Annotated in this window: 22 protein-coding genes; 7 read left to right on the top strand and 15 right to left on the bottom strand. The window is 41.8% G+C overall.

All coding sequences use genetic code 11. The annotated features are described in order from the left end of the window. Positions 1-65: 65 nt before the first annotated feature. From IEY03_RS11075 to pepA, 3 genes are all read right to left on the bottom strand, one after another. A complete protein-coding gene (locus tag IEY03_RS11075; protein WP_188841557.1) occupies positions 66-2,978 on the bottom strand; it encodes a valine--tRNA ligase in 2,913 nt (970 codons plus the stop codon). A gap of 32 nt (positions 2,979-3,010) precedes the next feature. Next, on the bottom strand, positions 3,011-3,460 hold the full coding sequence (locus IEY03_RS11070; protein ID WP_188841555.1) for a DNA polymerase III subunit chi: 450 nt from the start codon (positions 3,458-3,460) through the stop codon (positions 3,011-3,013). Between the two features lie 155 nt (positions 3,461-3,615). Continuing rightward, the gene (pepA, locus tag IEY03_RS11065; RefSeq protein ID WP_188841553.1) at positions 3,616-5,124 is read right to left on the bottom strand and encodes a leucyl aminopeptidase; all 1,509 of its coding nucleotides are present in this window, start codon (positions 5,122-5,124) and stop codon (positions 3,616-3,618) included. Positions 5,125-5,398: 274 nt separating this feature from the next. On the opposite strand from pepA, the gene lptF reads away from it, so the two are divergent. From lptF to IEY03_RS11050, 3 genes are read left to right on the top strand one after another with little or no spacing between them, the layout of a single operon-like run. Then, entirely contained in the window at positions 5,399-6,514 is a 1,116-nt protein-coding gene (lptF, locus tag IEY03_RS11060; protein ID WP_188841551.1) for an LPS export ABC transporter permease LptF, read from the top strand. Next, positions 6,511-7,575 (top strand): LPS export ABC transporter permease LptG, encoded by a 1,065-nt coding sequence (gene lptG, locus IEY03_RS11055; protein WP_188841549.1) that lies wholly within the window; start codon positions 6,511-6,513, stop codon positions 7,573-7,575. The genes lptF and lptG overlap by 4 nt, the downstream gene beginning before the upstream one ends. 48 nt (positions 7,576-7,623) lie before the next feature. Further along, positions 7,624-8,028, top strand: coding sequence for a hypothetical protein (locus IEY03_RS11050; protein ID WP_188841547.1), 405 nt, complete (start codon positions 7,624-7,626; stop codon positions 8,026-8,028). A gap of 104 nt (positions 8,029-8,132) precedes the next feature. On the opposite strand, the gene IEY03_RS11045 is transcribed toward IEY03_RS11050, so the two are convergent. The 4 genes from IEY03_RS11045 to IEY03_RS11030 are packed head-to-tail and all read right to left on the bottom strand — an operon-like array spanning position 8,133 to position 9,786. Beyond that, on the bottom strand, positions 8,133-8,642 hold the full coding sequence (locus IEY03_RS11045) for an RDD family protein (protein WP_188841546.1): 510 nt from the start codon (positions 8,640-8,642) through the stop codon (positions 8,133-8,135). A gap of 11 nt (positions 8,643-8,653) precedes the next feature. Then, positions 8,654-8,911, bottom strand: a complete 258-nt coding sequence (locus IEY03_RS11040; protein ID WP_188841544.1) for a DUF2960 domain-containing protein — start codon at positions 8,909-8,911, stop codon at positions 8,654-8,656. A 17-nt stretch (positions 8,912-8,928) separates the two neighbouring features. Next, entirely contained in the window at positions 8,929-9,276 is a 348-nt protein-coding gene (locus tag IEY03_RS11035; RefSeq protein WP_188841542.1) for a DMT family protein, read from the bottom strand. Positions 9,277-9,279: 3 nt separating this feature from the next. Continuing rightward, the gene (locus IEY03_RS11030; protein ID WP_188841540.1) at positions 9,280-9,786 is read right to left on the bottom strand and encodes a GNAT family N-acetyltransferase; all 507 of its coding nucleotides are present in this window, start codon (positions 9,784-9,786) and stop codon (positions 9,280-9,282) included. A 148-nt stretch (positions 9,787-9,934) separates the two neighbouring features. On the opposite strand from IEY03_RS11030, the gene IEY03_RS11025 reads away from it, so the two are divergent. Beyond that, positions 9,935-10,504, top strand: a complete 570-nt coding sequence (locus tag IEY03_RS11025) for a DsrE family protein (protein WP_188841538.1) — start codon at positions 9,935-9,937, stop codon at positions 10,502-10,504. Between the two features lie 15 nt (positions 10,505-10,519). On the opposite strand, the gene IEY03_RS11020 is transcribed toward IEY03_RS11025, so the two are convergent. The 5 genes from IEY03_RS11020 to IEY03_RS11000 all read right to left on the bottom strand — a co-directional run bounded on the left by IEY03_RS11020 (position 10,520) and on the right by IEY03_RS11000 (position 17,203). Beyond that, the gene (locus tag IEY03_RS11020) at positions 10,520-11,224 is read right to left on the bottom strand and encodes a substrate-binding periplasmic protein (protein WP_188841604.1); all 705 of its coding nucleotides are present in this window, start codon (positions 11,222-11,224) and stop codon (positions 10,520-10,522) included. A 134-nt stretch (positions 11,225-11,358) separates the two neighbouring features. Continuing rightward, entirely contained in the window at positions 11,359-11,988 is a 630-nt protein-coding gene (locus IEY03_RS11015; RefSeq protein WP_188841536.1) for a DUF2913 family protein, read from the bottom strand. A 97-nt stretch (positions 11,989-12,085) separates the two neighbouring features. Next, positions 12,086-14,389, bottom strand: a complete 2,304-nt coding sequence (locus tag IEY03_RS11010; protein WP_188841534.1) for a bifunctional diguanylate cyclase/phosphodiesterase — start codon at positions 14,387-14,389, stop codon at positions 12,086-12,088. Between the two features lie 23 nt (positions 14,390-14,412). Beyond that, complete coding sequence (locus IEY03_RS11005) at positions 14,413-16,434, bottom strand: sensor histidine kinase (protein ID WP_188841532.1); 2,022 nt, start codon at positions 16,432-16,434, stop codon at positions 14,413-14,415. Positions 16,435-16,573: 139 nt separating this feature from the next. Next, positions 16,574-17,203, bottom strand: coding sequence for a peroxiredoxin-like family protein (locus IEY03_RS11000; protein WP_188841530.1), 630 nt, complete (start codon positions 17,201-17,203; stop codon positions 16,574-16,576). A 102-nt stretch (positions 17,204-17,305) separates the two neighbouring features. On the opposite strand from IEY03_RS11000, the gene IEY03_RS10995 reads away from it, so the two are divergent. Next, positions 17,306-17,524, top strand: coding sequence for a DUF6500 family protein (locus IEY03_RS10995; RefSeq protein WP_188841528.1), 219 nt, complete (start codon positions 17,306-17,308; stop codon positions 17,522-17,524). A 43-nt stretch (positions 17,525-17,567) separates the two neighbouring features. Then, positions 17,568-17,942: a nuclear transport factor 2 family protein gene (locus tag IEY03_RS10990; protein ID WP_188841526.1), complete on the top strand. Its 375-nt coding sequence runs from the start codon at positions 17,568-17,570 to the stop codon at positions 17,940-17,942. A gap of 70 nt (positions 17,943-18,012) precedes the next feature. Here the strand turns inward: IEY03_RS10990 and IEY03_RS10985 are convergent, their stop codons facing one another. Continuing rightward, complete coding sequence (locus IEY03_RS10985; protein ID WP_188841524.1) at positions 18,013-19,314, bottom strand: DEAD/DEAH box helicase; 1,302 nt, start codon at positions 19,312-19,314, stop codon at positions 18,013-18,015. Between the two features lie 230 nt (positions 19,315-19,544). Next, positions 19,545-21,338: an aminopeptidase P family protein gene (locus IEY03_RS10980; RefSeq protein WP_188841522.1), complete on the bottom strand. Its 1,794-nt coding sequence runs from the start codon at positions 21,336-21,338 to the stop codon at positions 19,545-19,547. A gap of 236 nt (positions 21,339-21,574) precedes the next feature. On the opposite strand from IEY03_RS10980, the gene IEY03_RS10975 reads away from it, so the two are divergent. Beyond that, a complete protein-coding gene (locus IEY03_RS10975; RefSeq protein WP_188841520.1) occupies positions 21,575-22,795 on the top strand; it encodes a M24 family metallopeptidase in 1,221 nt (406 codons plus the stop codon). Positions 22,796-22,929: 134 nt separating this feature from the next. Here the strand turns inward: IEY03_RS10975 and IEY03_RS10970 are convergent, their stop codons facing one another. After that, complete coding sequence (locus tag IEY03_RS10970) at positions 22,930-23,922, bottom strand: catalase family peroxidase (protein WP_188841518.1); 993 nt, start codon at positions 23,920-23,922, stop codon at positions 22,930-22,932. Positions 23,923-24,422: the final 500 nt, after the last annotated feature.

Here is a 24,422-nt window from a genome sequence, read left to right as displayed (position 1 = left end):
TTAGCTAAATAAAAAGCCAGTACAAATGTACTGGCTTCAGGCTTAGGGATAACTACAGGTTATTGTTAAGCTTCTAGTTTAGCCAGTTCCGTTTTTTGTTCGTTTAATTTTTCAATATCACGACTTAAACTGGTCATTTTTTCACGCTCTTTATCAATCACCGCAGCTGGCGCTTTTGCCACAAAACCTTGGTTTGATAATTTGCCTTCAATACGGCTAACTTCTTGGCTTAACTTTTCAAGTTGCTTATCGATACGTGCCATTTCGGCTGCTACATCAATTAAACCTGCCATTGGGATCAGTAATTCCATATTACCGATTAACTGGGTGGTCGACATTGGCGCAGTTTCACCTTCATTCAGAATCGTCATAGACTCTAATTTGGCTAAGCTAGCAAAGAATGGTTGGTTCGCTTCAAGACGAATACGGTCTTCATAGCTCACACCACGTAATAAGGCATTAAGTGGCTTTGATGGGGCAATATTCAATTCAGCACGAATATTACGCACAGCGACAATCACTTGCTTAACCCACTCAAGATCAGCCATTGCTGCAGCATCAACTTTATCCGCTTGATATGTTGGAAAGCTTGCTAGCATTAAGGTGTCGCCTGTCACACCAGCCAACGGCTTAACCCGTTGCCAAATGGTTTCGGTAATATATGGCATAATGGGGTGCATTAAACGTTGCATTTGTTCAAGCACGGTAACCAAAGTATGACGAGTACCACGTTGCTCGGCTTCGCTGCCATTTTGCATTACGGGCTTAGTTAATTCTAAATACCAGTCACAGAATTGGTTCCATGTGAACTCATATAAGGTATTCGCTGCTAAGTCGAAACGGTATGCCGCCATGTGATCTTCAAAGGTTTTAACCGTTTGGTTAAATAAACCAATAATCCAGCGGTCTGCTAATGAAAGTGTCATTTCACCGGGTTTGCCATCAACCAACAGTTGGCCACAATCGAGTGGAACTCCCGCAAGATTGCTTTCAGGATCGGCCTGAACTTCGGTATTCATTAGCACATAACGTGATGCATTCCATAACTTGTTACAGAAACTGCGGTAACCATCGAGACGTTTCATGTCCCAGTTGATGTCGCGTCCTGTTGAGGCCATTGCCGCTAAGGTAAAGCGCAGTGCATCGGTACCGTGGGCTTCAATGCCCTCGCTAAATTCTTTACGGGTACTTTTTTCAATTTTTGCGGCCAATTGTGGCTGCATCATATTGCCAGTGCGCTTGCTCACTAAACTTTCTAAATCAATACCGTCAATCATGTCTAACGGGTCAAGAACGTTACCCTTTGATTTAGACATCTTGTTACCGGCTTCGTCGCGAATAAGTCCTGTCACATAAACGGTTTTGAAAGGGACTTGTGGCTTGCCGTCTTCATCTTTAATGAAGTGCATTGTCATCATGATCATTCGGGCAACCCAGAAGAAAATGATGTCAAAACCAGTAACCAACACATCTGTTGGGTGGAAGGTTTTTAAATCTTCTAAGTTGTCAGGCCAACCTAAAGTTGAGAAGGTCCATAAGGCCGAACTAAACCAAGTATCTAATACGTCATCGTCTTGGCGTAAAGTGATAGCATCATCAAGGTTATGTTTGCTACGCACTTCTGCTTCATCGCGACCCACATACACTTTGCCATTTTGGTCGTACCAAGCAGGAATTCGGTGTCCCCACCATAGCTGACGTGAAATACACCAGTCATTGATGTCGCGCATCCACGAGTAATACATGTTCTCGTATTGCTGTGGTACAAACTTGATGTCGCCATTTTCAACGGCTTCTAATGCGGTTTTTGCCATTGGGGCAACCGCAACATACCATTGGTCGGTTAGCAGTGGCTCAATCACCACGCCGCTGCGATCGCCATAAGGAACTTTCAAACCATGTGGGGCGATTTTTTCAAGTAAACCTAAGGTCTCAAACTCTTCCACAATTGCGGTACGAGCTTTAAAACGATCTAGGCCGACATAACGCTCTGGTAAAGCGATTTCGATATCTTTGTTTGGTGTGCCGTCAGTGTTAATCACTTCAACATATTCACGTACCGCAGCATCTAAGGTAAAGATGTTGTACATAGGTAATGCATGACGTTTGCCGACTTCATAATCGTTAAAGTCGTGCGCAGGGGTGATTTTTACGCAGCCCGTACCAAATTCCATGTCGACATAGTCATCCGCTACAATCGGAATTAAACGGTTTACGATTGGCAATAAAATAAATTTGCCAATTAATGACTGATAACGCTCATCATCTGGATGCACGGCAACCGCGCTGTCACCTAGCATGGTTTCTGGACGTGTGGTGGCAACTTCTAAATAGTCTTTACCATCAGCCGTTAATGCACCTTCCGCTAATGGGTAGCGGAAGTGCCACATATGGCCTTGTTTTTCTTTGTTTTCAACTTCAAGATCTGAAATAGCCGTGTGCAACTTACAGTCCCAGTTCACTAGGCGCTTACCACGATAAATTAGGTCGTCTTCATACAAGCGCACAAATACTTCTTGTACCGCTTTTGATAAGCCTTCATCCATAGTGAAACGCTCGCGATCCCAATCAACAGATGCGCCCATACGACGAAGCTGTTTAGTAATGGTTCCGCCAGACTGTTTTTTCCAGTCCCAAACTCTATCCATAAACGCATCACGGCCTAAGTCATGACGGGTTTTGCCTTCTTCAGCTTCAATCTTACGCTCAACCAGCATTTGAGTCGCAATACCCGCATGGTCAGTACCTACTTGCCATAGGGTATTTTTACCTTTCATACGCTGATAGCGGGTGAGGGTATCCATGATGGTATCTTGGAATGCATGGCCCATGTGCAGGCTACCTGTCACATTTGGCGGCGGGATCATGATGCAATAATTGCCTTGTGATTCATCACCGTGTGGCTTGAAGTAACCTTGCTCTTCCCAGTTTTGGTAAAGCGTTTGTTCGATAGACTTAGGATCGTATGTTTTTTCCATGGGGGCGTTTTATCTCAATCTAAATTTAGTGTTTATTCGGCTAAAGCTTGGGTTGTTACCTGGCACCCAAGTGTTTGATAATCACGGTAGCGCTTTCTTGCGATGCCTTTTAATGTGTCATCATTAGCCACAAAATCGATAATATGCGCCAAGTTTACCGCAAATTGGGGCACTTGGTCTGCAAGATTAATCAGAACTTGGCGACTTTTATTCGGGCCAAGGGTATCAAAGCCAATTTCAACAGGAGCTCCTGTCACCGGGCCTTCACCCTTTAAGTTGTGCGGTACAAAGTAGCTTGGTTCAAATTGCCATAAAAGTTCATCAATGGCATAGGCTTGTTGTTTTGTTTGGCAATGAATATATACCTGTTTTTGTTGTCTATAATGTTGCTCTGCTAATTGGCAGGCTGCTAAATAGACCGCATCTAATGCACTCATTTGATTATGATTATCAGGCATAAGGTAAAACACGGTTTGTGACATTGTGTTGATGCTTTTACAGGTGAATAAGGTAAGGGTGAGTTTACACTAAAAATGGAGTGGGGTTAATGGGGCAAACGGCATGCTTTTTAAGGCAATAAAAAAGACGAAGAGTGAGCTCTTCGCCTTAAAGAATATATCGCTTTAGTTGAATCAGCTTATTCGTTGATTTCAATGCCTGAACGGTTAATTAGGAACTGAGTCAAAATTGGCACTGGGCGACCGGTTGAACCTTTGTTTGCACCGCTATTCCAAGCCGTACCAGCCACATCTAAATGTGCCCAGTTGTACTTTTTAGCAAAGCGAGACAAGAAACAAGCTGCGGTGATTGAACCCGCTGGACGGCCACCTAAGTTAGTCATGTCAGCAAAAGGACTGTCTAACAAATCTTGGTACTCATCCCATAACGGCATACGCCATGCACGGTCACCACTTTGCTCGCCCGCATTTAAAATTTCGTGGGCTAGTGGGTTATGTGAGCTGAATAAACCTGAAGCATGTTTACCAAGGGCAATCACACACGCACCGGTTAACGTGGCTGTGTCGATAACTAACTCTGGGTCAAAACGTTCAACGTAGGTTAATACGTCACACAATACTAAGCGGCCCTCTGCATCAGTATTTAATACTTCAACGGTTTGACCTGACATAGTGGTCAGAATATCACCAGGACGGTATGCGCTACCTGAAACCATGTTCTCACAACCCGCGAGTACACCGATAACATTGATAGGCAATTTCATTTCACACAGGGCTTTCATCGCACCGATAACACCTGCAGCACCACCCATGTCGTACTTCATTTCGTCCATGGCTTCGCCAGGCTTTAATGAGATACCGCCTGAGTCAAAGGTTAATCCTTTACCGACAAGTACAATGGGCTTTTGAGTGCTGTCGACAGCGCCTTGATATTCCATAATGGTCATAATGGATTCATTGGCACTGGCGCGACCTACAGCAAGATATGAGTTCATACCTAACTTAGCCATTTGCTCTTCACCTACGGTTGACACTTTTAGTGTTTCGTAAGTCTCTGCCATTTGACGGGCTTGAGAAGCAAGGTAGGCTGGGTTACAGATGTTTGGCGGCATGTTTGCCACATCACGGCATAATGACATGCCTTGTGATACCGCAGCGCCATGCTCAATCGCTTTTTCACCTATGGTTAATTCACGACGAGTAGGAACATTGAATACCATTTTACGTAACGGACGACGGGTTTCGCCTTTGCGTGTTTTTAATGCATCAAAGGTATACAAACTCTGATGAGTGGTTTCAACCGCTTGGCGCACTTTCCAATAAGTGTCGCGACCTTTAACGTGCAGTTCAGTTAAAAAGCACACGGCTTCCATAGAGCCTGTTTCGTTTAATGTATTAATGGTCTTAGTGATAATTTGTTTGTATTGGCGCTCGTCTAGCTCACGCTCTTTGCCACAACCAACTAATAATACACGTTCACTCAACACGTTAGGTACGTGGTGTAGTAATAACATTTGTCCTGGCTTACCTTCTAGGTCGCCACGACGAAGAAGATTACTAATGTAACCCTCACTGATTTTATCTAACTGCTCTGCGATGCCAGATAGACGGCGAGGTTCGTATACACCAACAACGATACACGCTGAACGTTGCTTTTCGGGGCTACCGCTCTTTACGCTAAACTCCATGAGCACTCCTAGATTCTTAAAGACAAATTTTTATATTTATAAGATAATGTTTGCTTTCGGGCCGAATGGCCGCAGATCAACTTTAAAGTGATAAGCTACTGGCATGTAGGCAAAATAAGCGTTATAACTGAGACGACTTAATTGGCCTGAACCTTAGCTGTTTAGCACCTTCCGAGCTGGTCAGAAAACTATCAAAACTGCTAAAAGTAGACAGTTTACATGAAAGTAACTCTGATACCAGTAAAAAGATACGTTTAGCCCTTGGATCCTATTTGTGATTGTATTTAGATACTTGATTGGCGAAGTTTTAAAAGCACAATTAGCCGTACTTACCGTGCTGTTAACTATTTTTATTAGCCAACAATTTGTCCGTGTTTTAGGCGATGCCTCAGATGGCGAATTTCCGGCATCATTAGTGATGACATTATTGGGGCTAAATCTGCCTCAACTTACTGTATTAATTTTACCGTTAAGTTTCTTTTTGGGTATTTTATTGGCCCACGGGCGAATGTATGCCGAAAATGAAATGGTGGTATTGCATGGTGTGGGTGTCAGCGAGTGGTATGTGACTCGTGTGACATTAATCCTTGCTGTTGTAAATATGCTGTTCACAGCATATTTAGCGCTTTATGTTGCCCCCTGGGCTGAAGAAAGGCAAAACCAAGTGCTTGAGCAGGCACAATCTGAAGCGGGGTTAGCAGCATTAACTCAAGGCCGTTTTCAAACCAGCCCTAACGGCCGCGCGGTTCTTTTTGTTGAGAAAATCAGCAAAGATAATAAGCTAGATAAAGTTTTTGTCGCCCAGCTGCCAGATGCAAATGATGAAAATGGTTTAACGAATATTGTTGTCGCTCAACAAGGTAAAGTGATTGAAGATGAATATGGTAGTCAACAGTTACAACTTGAAAGTGGCTTGCGATATCAAGGCAGTCCTAATGCCATGAACTATCAAATTATTGAGTTTGGTGGTTATAAAATGGAAATTAAAGAGCAAGAAGTCGACGAACGCGGCCGTAAGCTTTCCGCGATGCCGATTGAGCAGTTACTGGATTCTACAGGCCCTGAAGCCGTTGCTGAATTTCAGTGGCGTTTAGCTATACCTTTATCAATTCCGTTATTGACCTTAATTGCCGTACCCCTAGCAAGAGTGAATGTTCGTCAGGGGAAATTTGCCAAAATGTTCCCTGCGATATTGTTATACCTAGGTTATTTTGGATTGATGGTTGCGGGTCGCAAAGCCTTACAAGATGAGGTTGTTCCTGCTTATCTCGGTATGTGGTGGATCCATGCTTGTGCATTGATTATGGGCATTTTGTTACTCGGCAAAGAGCGTCCTGCAAGATTTAAATTCCGTAGCCTGTTTAAAACCAATAAGCAGGTACAGCTATGAACATAATTGATTTATACATTTCTAGAGTCATTTTGAGTGCCTCTGCTTTATGTCTACTCGTGCTGACAGGATTGTCGGGGATTATTAAGTGGGTAGATCAACTTAGATTAGTTGGCCGCGGCAGTTATAGCATGATGGACGCTGGCGTTTATGTACTGTATTTAATCCCTCGTGATGTTGAGATGTTCTTCCCTATGGCGGTGTTACTTGGAGCCTTAATTGGTATGGGGATGTTAGCGTCAAATTCAGAACTAGTGGTAATGCAGGCGTCCGGCATGTCCAGGTTACAAATCACTCAGTCAGCTATGAAAACGGCTATTCCATTGATGATTATGGTGATGGCATTAGGCGAGTGGGGCGCTCCTGTAGCGGAGCAATCTGCCAAAGAACTGCAGGCAACAAAAATATCGGGTGGCAGTTTAATTAAGTCACAACGCGGGATTTGGGCTAAAGATGGCGATTTGTTTGTTAATATTTCTGAAGTACAAGATATTGATAAATTAAATAATATCACCTTATATAAATTTGATTCACAATCGAAATTAGTACAATTAACCCAAGCAAAAAAAGCTCAGTTTGAACATGAAAATGATGAGTGGCGTTTAACCGATGTCACCACCACATTATTATCAGATGAGCGCATTGAATTGGTTGAGACACCTTCTGAGCAATGGCGTTCAACCTTAACGCCTGACAAACTCAGTGTCGTATCCGTAAAACCAGAAGCATTATCTATTCAAGGGCTACTAGGATATTTAGAATACCTAGAAGTCAACCAACAAGACGCCAGTCGATATGAGTTAGCCCTGTGGCGTAAAATTATGCAGCCAGTCACAGTTGCGGTGATGATGCTGGTTGCCTTGTCGTTTGTATTTGGCCCATTACGCACTGTTACCATGGGGGCGAGGGTATTACTCGGTGTGGTTGCTGGGTTCAGTTTTTACATCAGCAACCAAATTTTTGGTCCAATGAGCATGGTATATAACTTACCCGCAATGGTTGGGGCTATTGCGCCGAGTATTTTATTTACTGGCGTAGCTTTGTATTACATACGAAAGTAGTCTTAACTTATTCGCACCTGTTCAAGTTGTAAACAAAGGGAAATGAGAATGAAAACATTTTATTCATGTTTAGCTGTTGTTATCGCGTCACTAATAATGCCTGCCGCTATTGCTAAAAACGACAAGCAAAACGACCAACATAACGAAAAATATAGCGAAAAACATAACGACAAAAAGAAAGACAAAGACAGAGAAGCGTATAACGATAGATATGACGACAACAATAAATCACTTCCTCCAGGGCTGCAGAAAAAGGTTGCTGAAGGTAAGCCATTGCCTCCTGGTTGGCAAAAAAAACTCGCTAAAGGGGATATTTTAAGCCGTGATATTTTCTCTCGTGGTGAAATTATTTCTCCTCGAGATAAAGATGGAAGAGTATCGGTAAATGTCGATGGAACAGTCATTCAGGTAATGGAAAACACTCGTGAAATTATCGATATTTTTAAACGTTAACCTATTAAGCTTTTGATAGAATAAAAAACGCGCTTACTGCGCGTTTTTTGATATTTATGATCCTGGTAACCAGCAGCTGGTAGCCATCAGTTTCAGCTTTCGGGTTAAGCTCCGCGCCAATTCCGCATTTGATTAGCTTCAACCGACAACACCACCACTTCAGAGCGGGTTAGCTTATCTTGCAACGCCAGTTTGTCACTATTTAGCAGAATAAACACGTTACCAACCCCCGCTAAAGACCATACCACACGCGCACAAGCGGTAATGAAACTGAGGTTTTGTCCATTAGGATGTTGCACTTTCAATCGCCAAGCTCGCATTCCCAAGGTTTGACCGCCTTTACTCCAAAATAGTGCGTAAAAACCGCATACCCATAGCGCTAACCACAACTGGTAAATTCCTTTGTAGATTGGCGTATTATTCAAGGTGTCAGAGATATGCTCAAAGCCGCCCAGTGAAATCAATCCCATGGTATGTAAACCGTAAAAAATGCCAAAACCTATTGCTCCAGCAATCATATAAACCGCTACAGCAAGCAGTAAGTCGTAGATCATAGCCCCTAAGCGGCGAAAAAAGCCTGCGCGAGGGAAGTTGGCATGTTCTGTATTCAACATATTACTCTGCCTTATTTCGTTTCATCTTCATCGCGAACAAACTTGATGCTGGTGAAACCAAAACGGCTAAATTCGGTTTGTCGAAACTCTTTCTCCGCTTTTGCACCTTTTTTAGAGGTTAATGCCACTTGCTTTTCCATTGCAAGAAAACCGGTTAAATCAATACCTTCAGCCTCTGCAGCGGCTTCATATAGGTCATGGTGTTTGTCGTAACTAAAGGCGATGGTTTTGGTTTTGCCTTTGTAGGTATAAATCACTTGGCGTGCCATTAACAATCCTCACGCGATCACATGTCGCTTCTAAAAATAAAATAAACTGCACCGAGAATGCACAAACCTGCCCAAAGGTAATCTAGTTTAAGTGGCTCTTTGAGGTACCAGACCGCAAAGGGGACAAATAAACTTAAGGTGATTACTTCTTGCAGAATCTTTAATTGTCCCACGTTCATAACCGTATAACCAATACGATTTGCTGGAACCTGTAATAAATATTCGAATAACGCAATTCCCCAGCTAACTAATGCAGCAACAATCCAAGGCTTGCTATTCATCGTTTTGAGGTGACCGTACCAAGCAAATGTCATAAAAATATTGCTTAAACAAAGTAACCCTATGGTTATTACAGTGGGGTGCATGTCTTATTTAGCCTTATCTGCTTGCAGGTACATGTAGCATGCATCATCACTATAACTGGCTAATGACGCTGATAATGAACCGCTAATATTGTCAAAAGGCTGAAAGCCGAAAGCTTGCCAAAATGTTCTAGCACCCTGAATGGCGATTAAACCTATACCAGCGAAATCTGAATTAGTTGAAATGGTAATCACCTGGTTAACCAATTTTTTGGCAACGCCTAAACCTTGGGCCGAAGGCGATACTGCCATGTCATGAATATACAGCGATTTGGTTTCTTTAATTGAGCTCAAAACACTGTCTAGTTTTGGTGCATCACCTTTTTGCCAGGGGTGAGTCAATATATAAGCCATAATTTGGTTTTGATATTCATAGACCATGCAAGAGTTTGGTGAGACTCGCCATTTGCTCTGCATGCTTTCAAGTGATTCAGGAGTAATATCATGATAGCAACTCTGTTGAATCGCCATTATCGCTGGCCAATCATTGGCAGTAATTTGTCTTATGCTCATTTCAGACTACACATCAAAAAATCAGCTGCTAGTATATCTTTGATGAGAACGGATAAACAACTAGGGCCCGTCGAACTTTTCTGGTTGAAGTTTGTGCAAGTTAAAACCTTTAACATTCAACAGGCCTAACACACAATGAAGGAATACTATGAAAATTATCCCCCAAGCCATTAATTACACCCTTAATATTGCCTGCTTAGTTTTTTTAATCTTGAGTACAGCCAGTCATGCGGAATCTGGATTAGCGGCATTTAAGTCAGGCCCTGTGATAAAAGAATTTGGCAATATAGCGGAAGTCAATAATCAGCTACCTATTCCGGAAAACGTCAGGTTCAAGGTAGCGTTCGATTTAGGTCGGGCTGCTGATGAGGGAAAAATAAATCGTCAAATAGATACCTTAGCGCGTTTTATTAATATGCATGTTGCTAATGGGGTTAAATTGGAAAACATAGAGTTAGCTATGGTTGTACATGGTAAAGCCGCTGTCGATATGACAGGGGCACTTTATCAAAAACTGAATAAAGGGGCCGTCAATGCAAATGAGGCTTTGATTGCAGCATTAACTCCGCATCAGGTTAAATTTTATGTTTGTGGACAAACGGCAGCTTATTATGGAATTGGTGTAGAGGATTTACTACCTGGTGTAGAGATGGCGCTGTCAGCACTGAGCGCACATGCTCTACTGGCTCAACAAGGCTATAGCTTAAACCCATTTTAGCTAACAAAGCCCCGATTATTGGGTTCGCACTATTGGTTTGGTGTACTTATCAATAATGGCGTTAATGGTACCATCAGCCTTAAGATGCGCGATAGCTGCGTTAATTTGAGGCAGTAATAAATGGTGCTCTTTACGTAAACGCATGACTAACACCCCGTTAGAATGCACTGCGGCTAGGGCGATTTTTTGATCAAGTTTGTTACTCCAATAAAGCGCAGGTAGGTCGCCTGAAATAGCGGCCTCAATTCTGTTTTTGTGTAAAGCTTTAATAAGCTCTCTTTCTGAGGTGAAGTCAACCCGAGTGAATAAGCTGTCATCGTGGTATAGATATCCTCTAACAGTGCCTATTGACTGTTTTTTAATGGTATTGATGTCAGACCATTTTTGAGCATTTTCTTCAAGGGTAATAATATTTTCTTTTATCTGAATAATGGCATCGGATTGAACGAAAAGCTCTCCCATATCTTCATTTGGAAACCAGCTAGGACTGACGAGATCAAAGTCCAACAAGCCAGTTTCTAACGCTTGATTGGTTCGCTTAGGTGGATAGTTATGTTTTTCATTTTCAATTTGAGCTAACACTAAAATTTTCGGGACAAGTTCAGCCAAAATGCCTGGATTTTCAGGTTGGTAAGGAATGTAGTAAGGCACCCAACCGCTAGAGCCGTTGATATTATACTTTAACACGACGTCTGCAGATGCACAGCTGCAGAACGTCATAAGTAAAAACGCCCCTAAGGCATATGATAGAGATTTCAATGATTATCCTTTTTTGGAAACAAACTACATATTAGGTATATCATTTAAATTGAAATATTCAACCTTTTTAGTGGCTGGGCTGAGTAACTTTAGTCTTATTCAATGGCTAATAAACAAAGGCTTTGGTGTAAGTTTTTCGGGGTAACCATATAGGTCTTATGGTGCTTTATCAGACTGTTCTTTTTATTGGCCTGACTTAGCAACAATCCCTGCGCCAACGCATTTTTAGCTAACGTGTTTTCATCTCCTCGCACATAAATAGCAACGGGTTTGACGATTTCCTTATCTTTACGATGGGTTAGCAGTTGTTCGGCACAAATAACGATACTGGATTGACCATCACCTTCTAGCTTTAACTTAGTCGATAAGGGGGTGTCTGTAATCACTAACCAATTTTGCTGTTTAAAATCTTCAATCATAGCGTCTAGTGCCGTGCCGAGTTCAGATGTTTTCGCTGTTTGGTATTGCACTATAATGCGTTCAAGAAGCTGTTTTAGTTGCGCGCCAGCACCTTGGCTGCGACCGAGACGGATCCATTGCGTTAAATCATCCGCCACTAATTTGGAAAAGCGTTTTGTTTTAAGTGCATCTACCATCCAACTGCATAAAAAGTGGCTTTCTTGTGCCAAAGTACGTTGCCCTTTATGCGATTTATTGGATTCAGTTAAATCTTGCATACCCGCTAGAGCCAATTCGAGTATTGCTGCGTTATACGTTTCAATCATGCTTTTATCTATTCCAATGCAGGTGCTTTAGCAAAAATACATAGTCGTTTTAGTTAATCGGGCATAGTGTACTTTGAGTGAGTTAATTCTGACATGCTTATATCTGATATTGTGTTGATAAATTGAGTACTTGTTCAATGGTCAGAGGTTTGAAAAAATAAAAACCTTGGATCACATTGACGCCCATCTTTTTAACCACGGCAAGTTGTTGCTCTGTTTCTACTCCCTCAACAATCATTTCTTTGCCAAGTTTGGTGCCCATATGAATAATGCCCTCTAAAACGATTTGAGCATTGTTGTTATCGACTAAATGAGACACAAAAGCGCGATCTATTTTGATGGTATTTAAAGGTAATCTCAGTAAATACCCCAAAGACGAGTAACCAGCACCAAAATCATCCAGACACACTGTAAAGCCATAATCAGCAAGTCTATCTAATTCCCTGATGGCGGAGTCAGAATGAATTAATGCATTTTCAGTGATTTCTAACTCAATTCTGTCTAATCCAATATTCGCCTGTTTGAAAATAGCGAAGAGATCATCAACAAAGGTTTCATGATTAAGTGAATTTGCTGACAAATTAATTGAAATCGGATGGGTGATTTGAGGGTAGTCGTTAAGTAGTTGGCAGGTTGCTTTAGCCACATATAAATCAACATCATAGTATAAACCTGATTTTTCAACCGCCGGAATAAATGCCCCTGGTGGAATAGCGCCTTTTTCTTTGTGATTCCAACGCAGTAACGCTTCATAGCCTATGATGGTTTCATCTGTGGTATGTACTTTAGGCTGTAAAACTAAGAAGAGTTCTTGATGGGTAATCGCATTACGTAAATCATTCAATAGATTCATGCGGTTGTAGGAGTCAATTTCATAGCCAGAATCAAACAACTCACCTGAGCCGCGGCGGTTTTCTTTGGCTACCTTTAAGGCAATTTCAGCATGACGAAGTAGTAAGCCAGCATCAAAGCTTGATTCATGGTGGTGGTTACCATCTTGCGGTGGATGTTGGATGTACTCATTAGAATACTGCGCAGCACCAACCGTTACGCCTAATCGAATAGAGTGCTCTTCAATATTGAAGGGAAATGAACTTCTTAGGGCGATATCCTGCGCTTTGGTTCGACTGTTTGGCAGAAGTAAGGCAAATACATCTGAGTGTAACCGAGCCAGTAACACTTCATCACCATACGATGATAATAGATGGGTAGCGATGCGTTTGAGTATTTTATTGCCAAATTCATAGCCGAGACTTTCAATAATGTTGTGAAAGTAATCCACATCAATTAAATACAGACAAATATCATCACCATGTTGGTGATGGAATGAACGGGCATAATCGATAAAACCTGCACGACTGTGTAAACCGGTTACATCATCATAGTAAGCCGCTTTATTCAGATAGTTAAAAAATTTGGCATTTTCTAAACCAACAGCAACGTTCATACAAAAAACTTGCAATAGTTCTTGGTCAACGAATTTGAGCTTGTCTGCTTTCTCGGCAACAATCACGCCTTCCCAAAGTGAAGGGGTGGATAAATACAGGCAGCTAAAATCGTCATTAAAAAGATGTGATTTTTGTTTTAGCACTTGATGAACGGCTTGAATAGCGCGATCTTCACTATCCAGTTTTGTCAGACCTTTTCCAAACAGTGGTTGGTATTTATGGTTGGCAGCCACGACTACATAATCATCGCTTTGGCTGCTAATAATGGCTGACGGACCATTTTGTGGGCGTTGAGATACACAAAAAATACTTTCAGCCTCAATATCAAACAAGGCTCCAATTTGATTCAATACGCCGCTAGAGAAGTCAAACACAGAGCGCTCTTGAAGTAAATTTGATGATGCATCAATAATTGCGCGTAAACCCTGACGACTTTTTTCTAATGCGGTGATCTGTCTAAAGCTGCGAATACCAGTGGCTAATGCGGTGAATAGTTTGGCACGTGTAAGTTCGCTTTTGGTTTTATAGGCATTAATTTCATAATCAATAATGACTTTTTCTTCAGGGGCAAAACCAGGTTGGCCAGTACGTAAAATGATTTGCACAAATTTGTTTTTAAGCTCTTGTCGAATACGTTTTACCAGCTTTAAGCCTGCATCTTCTGTTTCCATAACAACATCAAGAAACACTAATGCCATGTTAGGGTTATCCCTAATGATGTTATAGCCTTCGGTTGCATCATAAGCACTTACAAAGGCTAAAGGCCTGCCTAATATTTCTACGCGAGAGAGCGCCAGCTTAGTCACCTCATGCATACCGGGTTCATCATCAATAATCCCAATAATCCAAGGTTCAACTTTAGTTGAAGTTGGCAAGTCATCTTGTTTTTGGGTCGTCTGAGTATCAGTACTAGCCGGTTTATCGTTGATGATTTTTAGGAAAAAATCGCTCATTACTCACGCTCCTTGTGCTGTAATTAATTGGGCGCACTGATGGGGATGATAAGGGTAAATGTGGTGCCATTGTGGCTGTTCACAGCAATATCGCCACCTAAAATATTATTGACTATGTTATAGACAATATTCATACCGAGTCCAGAACCACCTTGACCGAGTTTGGTGGTGAAAAAGGGATCAAATATTTTTTCTATGTGTAGAGCAGATATTCCGAGGCCATTGTCACTGAATTGCAGCCTAATTTTATTGTGCTCTTCAAGGGTAACTTTGACTCTGATATCGCCATTTTTGACGCCATCAAATCCATGAATAATGGCGTTATTAAATAAGTTGGTGATGACCTGACCAAAAGGCCCTGGATAACTGTCCATCACAATGTCAGATGGGCAATCTATTGAGATGGTATAAGTTGAGCGCTTAATTTGATGCTTTAAGGTATTGAACACTTCGTTAAGCATTTCATCGAGTAAAAACACCCGACGTTTATTGCTAGATTGATCGATAGCCACTTGTTTAAAACTATGAATGAGTTCAGCCGCGCGATTCAGTGCCCGCTGCATGATGACTAAACCTTCTAGGCTTTCTTGCTCAAACAATTCTAAATCAGATAGATTTAATTGCCCTGTTTTTGCTTGAGTCATAAACTCTTTGATTCGAGACTCAAAGGTTGAGCTAATGGTTACGGCAATGCCTACCGGGGTGTTAATTTCGTGCGCTATGCCAGCCACTAACGCACCGAGGGAGGCCATTTTTTCGCTATTAATTAGCTTTTTCTGCGCTTGCTGCAAGGTATCTAACGCCTGTTGTAATTTGTCTCGCTCAAGCTCTAACTGCTGTTTATATTGAGTTTCATTGAATTGCAATTCGTCAAGATGGCATAAGTCATGCTGAAATTTTTCGACGTTACTGAATACCTCGCCGAGTTCGTCATCATTATGGTTAAATTGAATGTTTCGCTCACCAAGGCGAAGTGCATCCACTGCTTTTGCCAATTTTTCTATCGGAAAATAAATGGTCCGTTTAGTGTAAAAACTTAATGATATTAATAGAACAATGGTGATCATGGTGCACAATGAGATCAAAATAATGCTTCTCACATTGGTGCTTTTTAACTCTTCCAGTTGGCTAATCACTTGGTTAGAGGTGCTGCGAAGTAGCACTGACATTTGCTGTTCAATATTCTCTATTTGTGTTTGCTTCAATTTATTAAAAGCATGGGTCGCTGATGCTAATGACTCCGGGTTATATATTGCAAATAATTGATGCCCTTCATCAAGTAATTGCTCAAAAAGCTGTTTGATATTAGCAATGTCAGCAACTTCATCCTCATCTTGCTCTAAGGGCTCTAATAATTTAAGCCATTTAATAAATTCTTCCCCGTTTTGATCAAATTCCTGTTTAGCATTTTTATCATTTAGTAGGTAGCTAGCTAATGCATTTTGCATGTCACCAGCTTCATCTACCAGTTGCAAGTAATAGCGAATGGCCGGTATATCATCATGGCGTAATTCCTCTTCATCAGAGCTTTCCTGGGAGCCCTTTATTTCATCTTGAGCCCTGAAATCAATAATTTTCTCGAGTGGTTTGGCATTGTTTTCCAATAGATTTGTGGCAATTCTTTTTGCGGCTTCCTCATCCTCAGGAAAATAAACATTAAAAATAAGGGTTTGATACTGCTGATTAAGGACGTTACTTAATTGATTAACGTGGTGAAAAGCATTGTTCTGTTCATCATTGGTTAACAGCTTGCGATGGGAAATATTATCTTTAATCGATTGAAGTTGGGCTAAGTTAACTTGGTATTGCTGTTTTTGATCTGCATAACCCAGCAAATATAAGGCAGCATTGGTTTGCATGGCTTTTAGTGTTGAGTTCATCGATTCGATGGCCATTTCTAAAGGCAAATCGGCACGTAAAATAGCATTGCTGGTGGCCAGCATTTTTTGACTAGTAAATGCAAAAATGCTGGCGATAATAATGACCAGTAAGGTAATTGAAATAAACACTTTGTTTAGCTGAGTCAGGATTGATTTGCGAGCCATAGCGATATTTGTTGTATATTGAATGGCTTAAGTGTAGCAAAGTATATGTAAAAACGAATAAAATTAACCCAAAAAAAAGGTATAACAAAGCGTATTGTTATACCCAAAGTGGAGCATGGAAGTAAGGTGTAATTTCAGGTTAGTTAAGTAAACTGGCAGCAGATAAAATGAGCTCTGGCGCGGGGCGCACTTTGTAATTTGGATTGGCGTACATAAATTGGATCAGTCCGCTTTTATCGCTCATATAAATTGCAGGGACAGGCAAAACTAAACGAGTTTCCCCAGTCGGCATGTTAAATAGGGTATTAGAAACCCCTAACTTTGCTTGGTACATTTTAGTGACTTCGTCACTGGTAAAGAAAGCTAAACCAAATGCTTGAGCGGCTTGCATTTTTTCATCGGATAACAAAAGATAATTGAGCTTATTTTTGGTTATGGAAGCCTTGAGCTTTTCTGGTGAGTCTGGAGAAATGCCCACTAATTGGATATTCATCGCCACTAACTTAGATTCAATGGCTTGCAGTTGTCCCATTTGAACATTGCAAAACGGGCACCAGCCGCCACGGTAGAAAAAAAACATGGTATTTTTACGGCTAACTAACTCTTTTAAATTAACATCTTCACCGTCAATGGTGTGTAAGTTGATGTTTGGGATCTCATGACCATTGAGTAACGGGCTGATATTGTTTTCATCTAAGGCGATGGGTTTAGCGATTGCCGTAAAGCTCGAAAGCACTATTGCGGCGCTGATGATTAATTTAGTAAACATGAAGTGTCCTGAAAATGTAAGATTTGGAATTAAAGGTATAGACCTGAAGGTGGAGTAAAAAATTTCATCTGTGATAAAAATTGATGACAACAAGGAAGTCAAATGCGTCAAACATTAAGACAAAACGTGATTGCTGTTTGCCAGCGCAAGATCGAGCAAAAAGGTGACAATGTCGGCTTATCTTTTTATGCGTTCTTTGCCAATAAAAATGATCAACCTGAACTGTTAATGGAAGTCGCGACCTGGTGGATACAAACACATCAACTGGACCATTTTGAAAAGGCGGTAAAGATTATCGCTATGGTGCAAGACGGAAAATAATTAGAGCCATATAAATGACTTAATAATTAAGGATAAATGATCTATGCCCAGTGATTATACCGCCGAAGAACTCGCCACTATCTCACTGATAGACCAACAGCTAGAGGCTTATAATGCTAGAGATATTGCCGCTTTTGCTGCTACATATCATGATGATATTGAAGTGTTTACTTTGGCTGGTGGGCTTCAATACCAAGGTAAGGACAATTTAACGGCAAAATACGGGGCTAAATTTGCTGAGCTTAAATACTTGCATGCCAGATCACTGACTCGGATTGTACAAGGCCAGTATTTGGTTGACCATGAGCTAGCTGAGTCTGCTAGTGAAGATAAAGACAAGATTGATAGAAGTGTCAAAGTGATTGCTGCGTATGAAGTTGAAAATGGCCTTATCCGACGGGTAACTTTTATGAGCTAATCCGATACGGATAATAAAAAAGCGCTACCAGAAGGTCGCGCTTTATGGGCAAATTCAACCAAGATTGAAGTTACTTAATCTTTTTATATTTGACAGCGTCTTTTGTTTTTCCAACGGTTACTCGGCGACCTTGCATACTTTTTTCTGCAATCATTTGGGCGCTGGCACCATCATCACGTTGCTTACTTTTTGCAAAGCTACGGCGTTTTTGAATCTGCTTTAGTAATAACTCTCGGTTACTCACTTCATAGCCTGGTACGGTAATGCGGCGAATCTTTTGACCAATCAGCTTTTCAATATCGGCTAAAGTACGTTCTTCTTCACGGCTGACAAATGAAATGGCAATGCCTGATTTTCCAGCACGACCTGTACGGCCAATACGGTGAACATAATCTTCGGCTAAGAAAGGTAGGTCGTAGTTTACAACATATTGTAAATCAGGAATGTCTAGGCCGCGAGCCGCTACTTCGGTTGAAACCAAAACGCGGATTTTACCTTCCATAAACTCACGTAATGCACGGCGTCGACTGCCTTGGGCTTTCTCTCCGTGTACAACCGAGGTAGGAATACCATCTAAATTAAGTTCAGTGACTAAGCGGTCACAGTCTTCGCGTGTGGCGCTAAAAACCATGACTTTATGCCAATTTTTAGTGCCGATCAGTTCAGATAACAATTCACGTTTGCGGCGCTGTTCTACAGGGTAAACCACTTGGCTAATGGTATCTGCAGTACTGTTTTGATTGTTAGCGGCAATGATTTTAGGCTTGTTTAACATCTCATTAGCCAGCTTTTTAACCGCGGTAGAGAAAGTAGCCGAAAACAATAAATTTTGACGATTTTTATTAACCGCTTGCATGATTTTTTCAATATCGGCACTAAAGCCCATATCTAACATGCGGTCGGCTTCATCTAAGACTAAAAAGTCGACGTGGGATAAACTTAAATTACACGATAAAATATGTTCAAGTAAACGCCCCGGAGTTGCCACAATCACGTCGGTACCCCGTTTCATTTTAACGGCTTGGCTGTCCATTTTTACGCCGCCATAAATGGTCAGTACATTGATATCCATGTATTTACCGTAGGCGGTAATGTTGTCAGCAACTTGGGCCGCTAATTCACGCGTTGGCGTTAAAATTAATACGCGGGTGTTAGAGGCAATTCTATCTTTAGGCTTTTCCATCATTTTTTGTAAGATTGGTAAAGCAAACGCAGCGGTTTTACCCGTACCCGTTTGGGCGCTGGCTAACACATCCTCCCCACGACGAATCGCTGGAATAGCTTGGCGTTGAATAGGGGTCATTGTCTGATAACCGCATTCAGCGATCGCGCGGAGTAGTTCAGGTGCGAAGCTAAAAGATTCAAATTTCATGGTTTCAGTTCCTAATTAAGCATCAAGCCGACAGTCTATTTCGGCGGGGATTTGGCATTTTGGGTCTATTTCAACGCCACGCTGAGGCATATTCACGCATTAGCGGTTCGTTTTGACGGGCGCGGAGTATACCAAACTTTTGTATAGAGTTTGTATAGTTCTTGCGCTTTATCAAATAAAAACGGCGATCTTATGATGATCGCCGTGTTGTGTCGGTATATTTTATTAGCTTAAATTGCCACGGTTACTTTATTTAACCATGTTAAATCATCACCTTGCATAAATGGCGTTAAGGTTTCACGTACTTTGGCGTGATATTGATTAAACCAGTTAATTTCAGCGGTTGTGAGTAATGACTTGTCAATTAAACGTGCATCCATAGGGATCAATGTAATGGCATCAAACTCATACATTTCACGCTCGCTGCCTTTTAATGCTGCGCAATGTTGCACTATCACTAAGTTTTCTAGACGAATACCAAAACCATTAGTACGGTAGTAACCAGGCTCATTTGATAACACCATGCCAGGAAGTAAAGCCACATTGTTAACATTTTTACCAATACGCTGTGGACCTTCGTGCACACTTAAAAAGTGACCCACACCATGCCCAGTGCCGTGATCATAATCAAAACCATGTTGCCATAAATGTTGGCGGGCAAAGGCATCAAGTTGTTGACCAGAAGTGCCCTTAGGGAAGCGAGCTAAATCTAATGCGATATGGCCTTTTAGCACTAAGGTGACCATTTTGCGTTGTTCGTCAGAGACATCGCCAATCGCAATGGTACGGGTTACATCCGTTGTGCCATCTAAGTATTGTGCCCCAGAATCTACTAAGTAAATGCTGTTCATGGTCATGGTGCTTGGCGTACCATTATTATGATTGTAATGGCACATCGCAGCGTTCGGGCCTGTGGCCGAAATCGTATCGAAGCTTGGCTCACGGTACAGTGAGTCTTGTAAACGGTAGCTTTCTAATTGTGCCGCTAATACCGCTTCATCATGCATAATACCTTGTTCAACTTGGTTATCTAACCAAGCTAAAAAGCGTGAAACGGCAACACCATCACGCACATGACAAGCTCTCATACCGGCTAACTCAGCAGCATTTTTTTGCGCTTTGGGTAATGCGACAGGATCAAGTCCGGCAATCAGTTTTGCGCCAGCAGCTTGAGCTTGAAGTTGTGAAAATGCGTTAGCTGAATGCGGATCAGCCAGTAATTTTACCCCCTTTAATGAGGCTAATGCTGTTGCTAGTTCAGCTTCATCTTTTACCGTTACGCCTTGGCCCACATGCTCAGCAAAACCGCTTGGCACTTTGCTTAAGTTGGTAAATAAGGTCATGTCGCCATTTGTAGCAAGTAATGCGCTACCTAAGATAACCGGTAGGCGAGGCACGTCGTTACCACGAATATTCAGTAACCAACAAAAAGAGTCTAGCGCAGCGATGAGTGCGACATCAGCACCTTGTTTTTTAACTAAAGCGCCTATTTGTTGGCGTTTGTCTAAGCTGTTTCTTCCAGCGGCTTCATGGCTGAAAAGGGTAAAAGCAGACGTTGGCAGTTGTGGACGGTCTTGCCAGTGCACATCAATAGGGTTTTGTTTTACATCGATTAACTCAATGTCAGCTTTATCAAATTGGGCTTTAGCTTGCTGATACCAAGCTAAAGTATGTAAACGGCTATCAATACCGACTTTGCTTCCCGCGCCTAATGTGTCAACTAACCACTCAATCTGAGGGTCGTCAGTTAGGCTTAAATATTGAAACAAGGTGCCGTCGACTTGCTGCGGAACTTGAACCGTATATCGGCCATCGGTAAAGATAGCGGCGGTGTCTTTTAACACAATAGCCATGCCTGCAGAGCCGGTGAAACCTGTGGCCCAATGAAGTCGTTCGTTTCTCGCTGGAACGTATTCACCAAGGTACTCATCCGCGCGTGGAATAATAAAAGCATCAATATTTTCGAGGGTGAGTTGCTGGCGAATAGCGCTTAAACGTTCTGCAATAACAGCTGATTGGGACATAAATAGTCGACTCCAGTGATAGGGTTGAGCAAGAAAGTAACATGGCCTGATTATCTCAAGCTCGGCTGTGATGTTGCAAGTTAACTGTACTTTAACTTGACCTAATCAATTGTAACTTTATATTGTATACAATTTCAATCATACTACACCTAGTATTATTACCCTCCCAAAATGCCAGTTTATGGTAATTTGAACCGAGGCTATGAGTTAATCATTCACTTATTATTGGAGCAAAAATGACAATAGGTATTGGCGGCGTAAGCCCACAGCAAGCCCTTGAAGGCTTAAAAAATATGACTCAAGGTGTTGAACCTATTGCTTTATCAGAGTATGAGGCTCGTATAGCCAAAGCACAGCTTATTATGCAGCAGCAAGGTATTGATGCGGTTTACCTCAATGCGGGTACCAATCTCTATTACTTTACTGGCACGCGATGGTACGCCAGTGAGCGCTTAGTGGGTGCCATTTTACCGGCAACGGGAAAAGTGCAATATATTGCACCAGCGTTTGAACTGGATACATTGCAGGGCTTCATGGTGGTAAAGGGCGAGGTGAACACTTGGCTTGAAGATGAAAGCCCTTATGTACTTGTCGCTAAAACACTTGAATATATGGGATTGGACATTACTCGGGCAAAATTAGCCATAGATGAGTCAACCTCCTATTTTATCAGTAATGGTATTGCTAAAGCTGCGCCGCAATTAACTCTGGTTGATGCTAAAACGGTTACCGCAGGTTGCCGGATGATTAAGTCATCCACTGAACTTGCGTTGATCCAACAGGCGATGAATATGACCCTTGAGGTGCATAAAGCGGCGGCCAGTATATTGCATGAAGGCATTACAACCGATGAGGTTACAGCGTTTATCGATGCGGCGCACCGTAAAGTGGGCGCGGCTCGTGGTTCTTATTTTTGCATTGTGTTATTTGGTGAAGATACCGCATATCCACATGGGGTGAAATCGCCTAAAGCCTTATCCCAGAATGATACTGTGCTAATTGATACCGGTTGCCAATTAGAAGGCTATAACTCAGATATCACTCGCACCTACGTATTTGGCACGCCCAGTGCGCGCCAGCGTGAATTATGGCAATTAGAGCAACAAGCTCAGTTAGCGGCATTTAATATTGCTAAAGTTGATTTACCCTGTGGCGATGTTGATACCGCAGCAAGACAGGTATTAGAACAAGCGGGTTTTGGTCCAGGTTATGCTGTACCAGGATTACCACACCGTACAGGCCATGGTATTGGTTTAGATATTCATGAATGGCCCTATTTGGTGACAAGCGATCGCACGCCATTAGCCACGGGAATGTGTTTTAGTAACGAGCCTATGCTATGTGTGCCGGGTGAATTTGGCATTCGACATGAAGATCATTTCTACATGACCGCAGAGGGCGCTAAGTGGTTTACCTTGCCGGCCAAATCCATTGACGATCCGTTTTACCTCGGATAGCCATAGATAACATTTCTTTGTGATAAAAGCCTCCATCAGCTTAAGTTGATGGAGGCTTTTTGATATCGCGCTTTATCCCTTTATTTATGTGCGTTAGCTGTGCAGCGTTAAGTGTGCATTAGTCACGGCTGATGTTAGTTACGTCTGATAAAGGATTCGATATAAGCTGCAGAGCGAGCATTTAATATTGGGTCAGCCGATGCAGATATGCCTTTAGGTAATTGTAATGGATTAAAAATACCTTTATCGCACTCTAGAGTCGCTTTGGCATCGTCATGCTGACCATTGATAATCACCTGACCGATTAATTGACGTTGTCGAGAGGCTGGCCAAACAATGGTTGGATCATTTACTTTATCGTCTTTATCAGCAAGTTGAACATATAGATCCCAGGTGGCTGGTGCAGTGGCGATTCGATCAGTCAATTCTTGTTGTAAAAAATGATCCGGCTTTTGAGCAAACTCTGCTGCTGATGCGGCTATCACGCCATTTACGGGCTCAAAAATCCATCTGCCCGCAACGGTCTCGCCATTATTTGAGGTGAACATAAAGCTATTGACACCAAAGTAGCGGTTGTCTGCATAACTGCTTGTTGGCGGGAGCTTTTTAATATATTCAAAAAAAGCTTTAGCATCTGGTTTATTGTCAATCAGCCATTGTTTGCCTTCATTACCTTGTTTTACTTTGGTTTGAAACGTAAAAAAATCATCAAGATTACTGGCAAAAAACACCTCGGCATTTGAGGTAACAAAATGCAAACTTTCAGTATCACCATTTAGCTTAAGCGACATAAAGCGCCCAGCGGTTTTATCTGATGATTGTGGATTGGTGCCACCTAATGAAAAACGGGCAAGGACATCAATATTGCTTTGGGTGAAAAACGGGATTGCCAATGTCTCTGTGACTTGGGGATTGGGCTTAAACACGCCTGAAGTACAAAAACCGTTGGCATGATTGCGTAACTTCACTTTTTTACCCGCATCGCGGCTGATGCTATCAGGCGTGCCATTAACCGCATCCACTAATTCAGAGATGGTTTTTTCTGTGGCTGCGGCGGGTAATATAAGCATTGGAATGGCTGTAAACAGACTTGCTTTGATCAGCATTGAAAGTGTGTAAGCTTGCATAGTAATCCTATTGATTCGTTTACTTGGTATTGGGTAAAGAAAGGTAAAAGCTGATATTTATTTCAACATAACAAAAATAAAATGCTTAAAGATAAACTATCTTAGCTCACTATGATGAGAGGTGTTGGTTATAGTATTTTTATAAACCATTATTTTGCACATTATAATTTATTTGCGGATAAGGTTAGTTGGGTTGAGTTCAATAGCAACATTCTATAGGTACAGCAGCGGTAGATGTGTGTCCATATTTTCTATTTTTGAAAAACAGCGTCGTGGCATCACGCACATCAGACCAAAGGGGCAAAACGCACGCTTTTTTTACAAAATAAGCCCTTTGAAACCCTCAGGCCCCAGACGAAAATGCTGAAAGCGCATCATTTTCGATCGGGGAACGATCCAGCTGTAAACCTCATTTGCTGTCCGCTTCGGCCATTGTCACCTAATACAAAATTGTCTAACGCTTCCGATAGGTATCTGAAGTAAATGGATTCATAAATGTC

It is taken from the genome of Shewanella aestuarii (assembly GCF_014647215.1).
Lineage (GTDB): Bacteria > Pseudomonadota > Gammaproteobacteria > Enterobacterales > Shewanellaceae > Shewanella > Shewanella aestuarii.
This window is presented reverse-complemented; position numbering and strand designations above follow the sequence as displayed.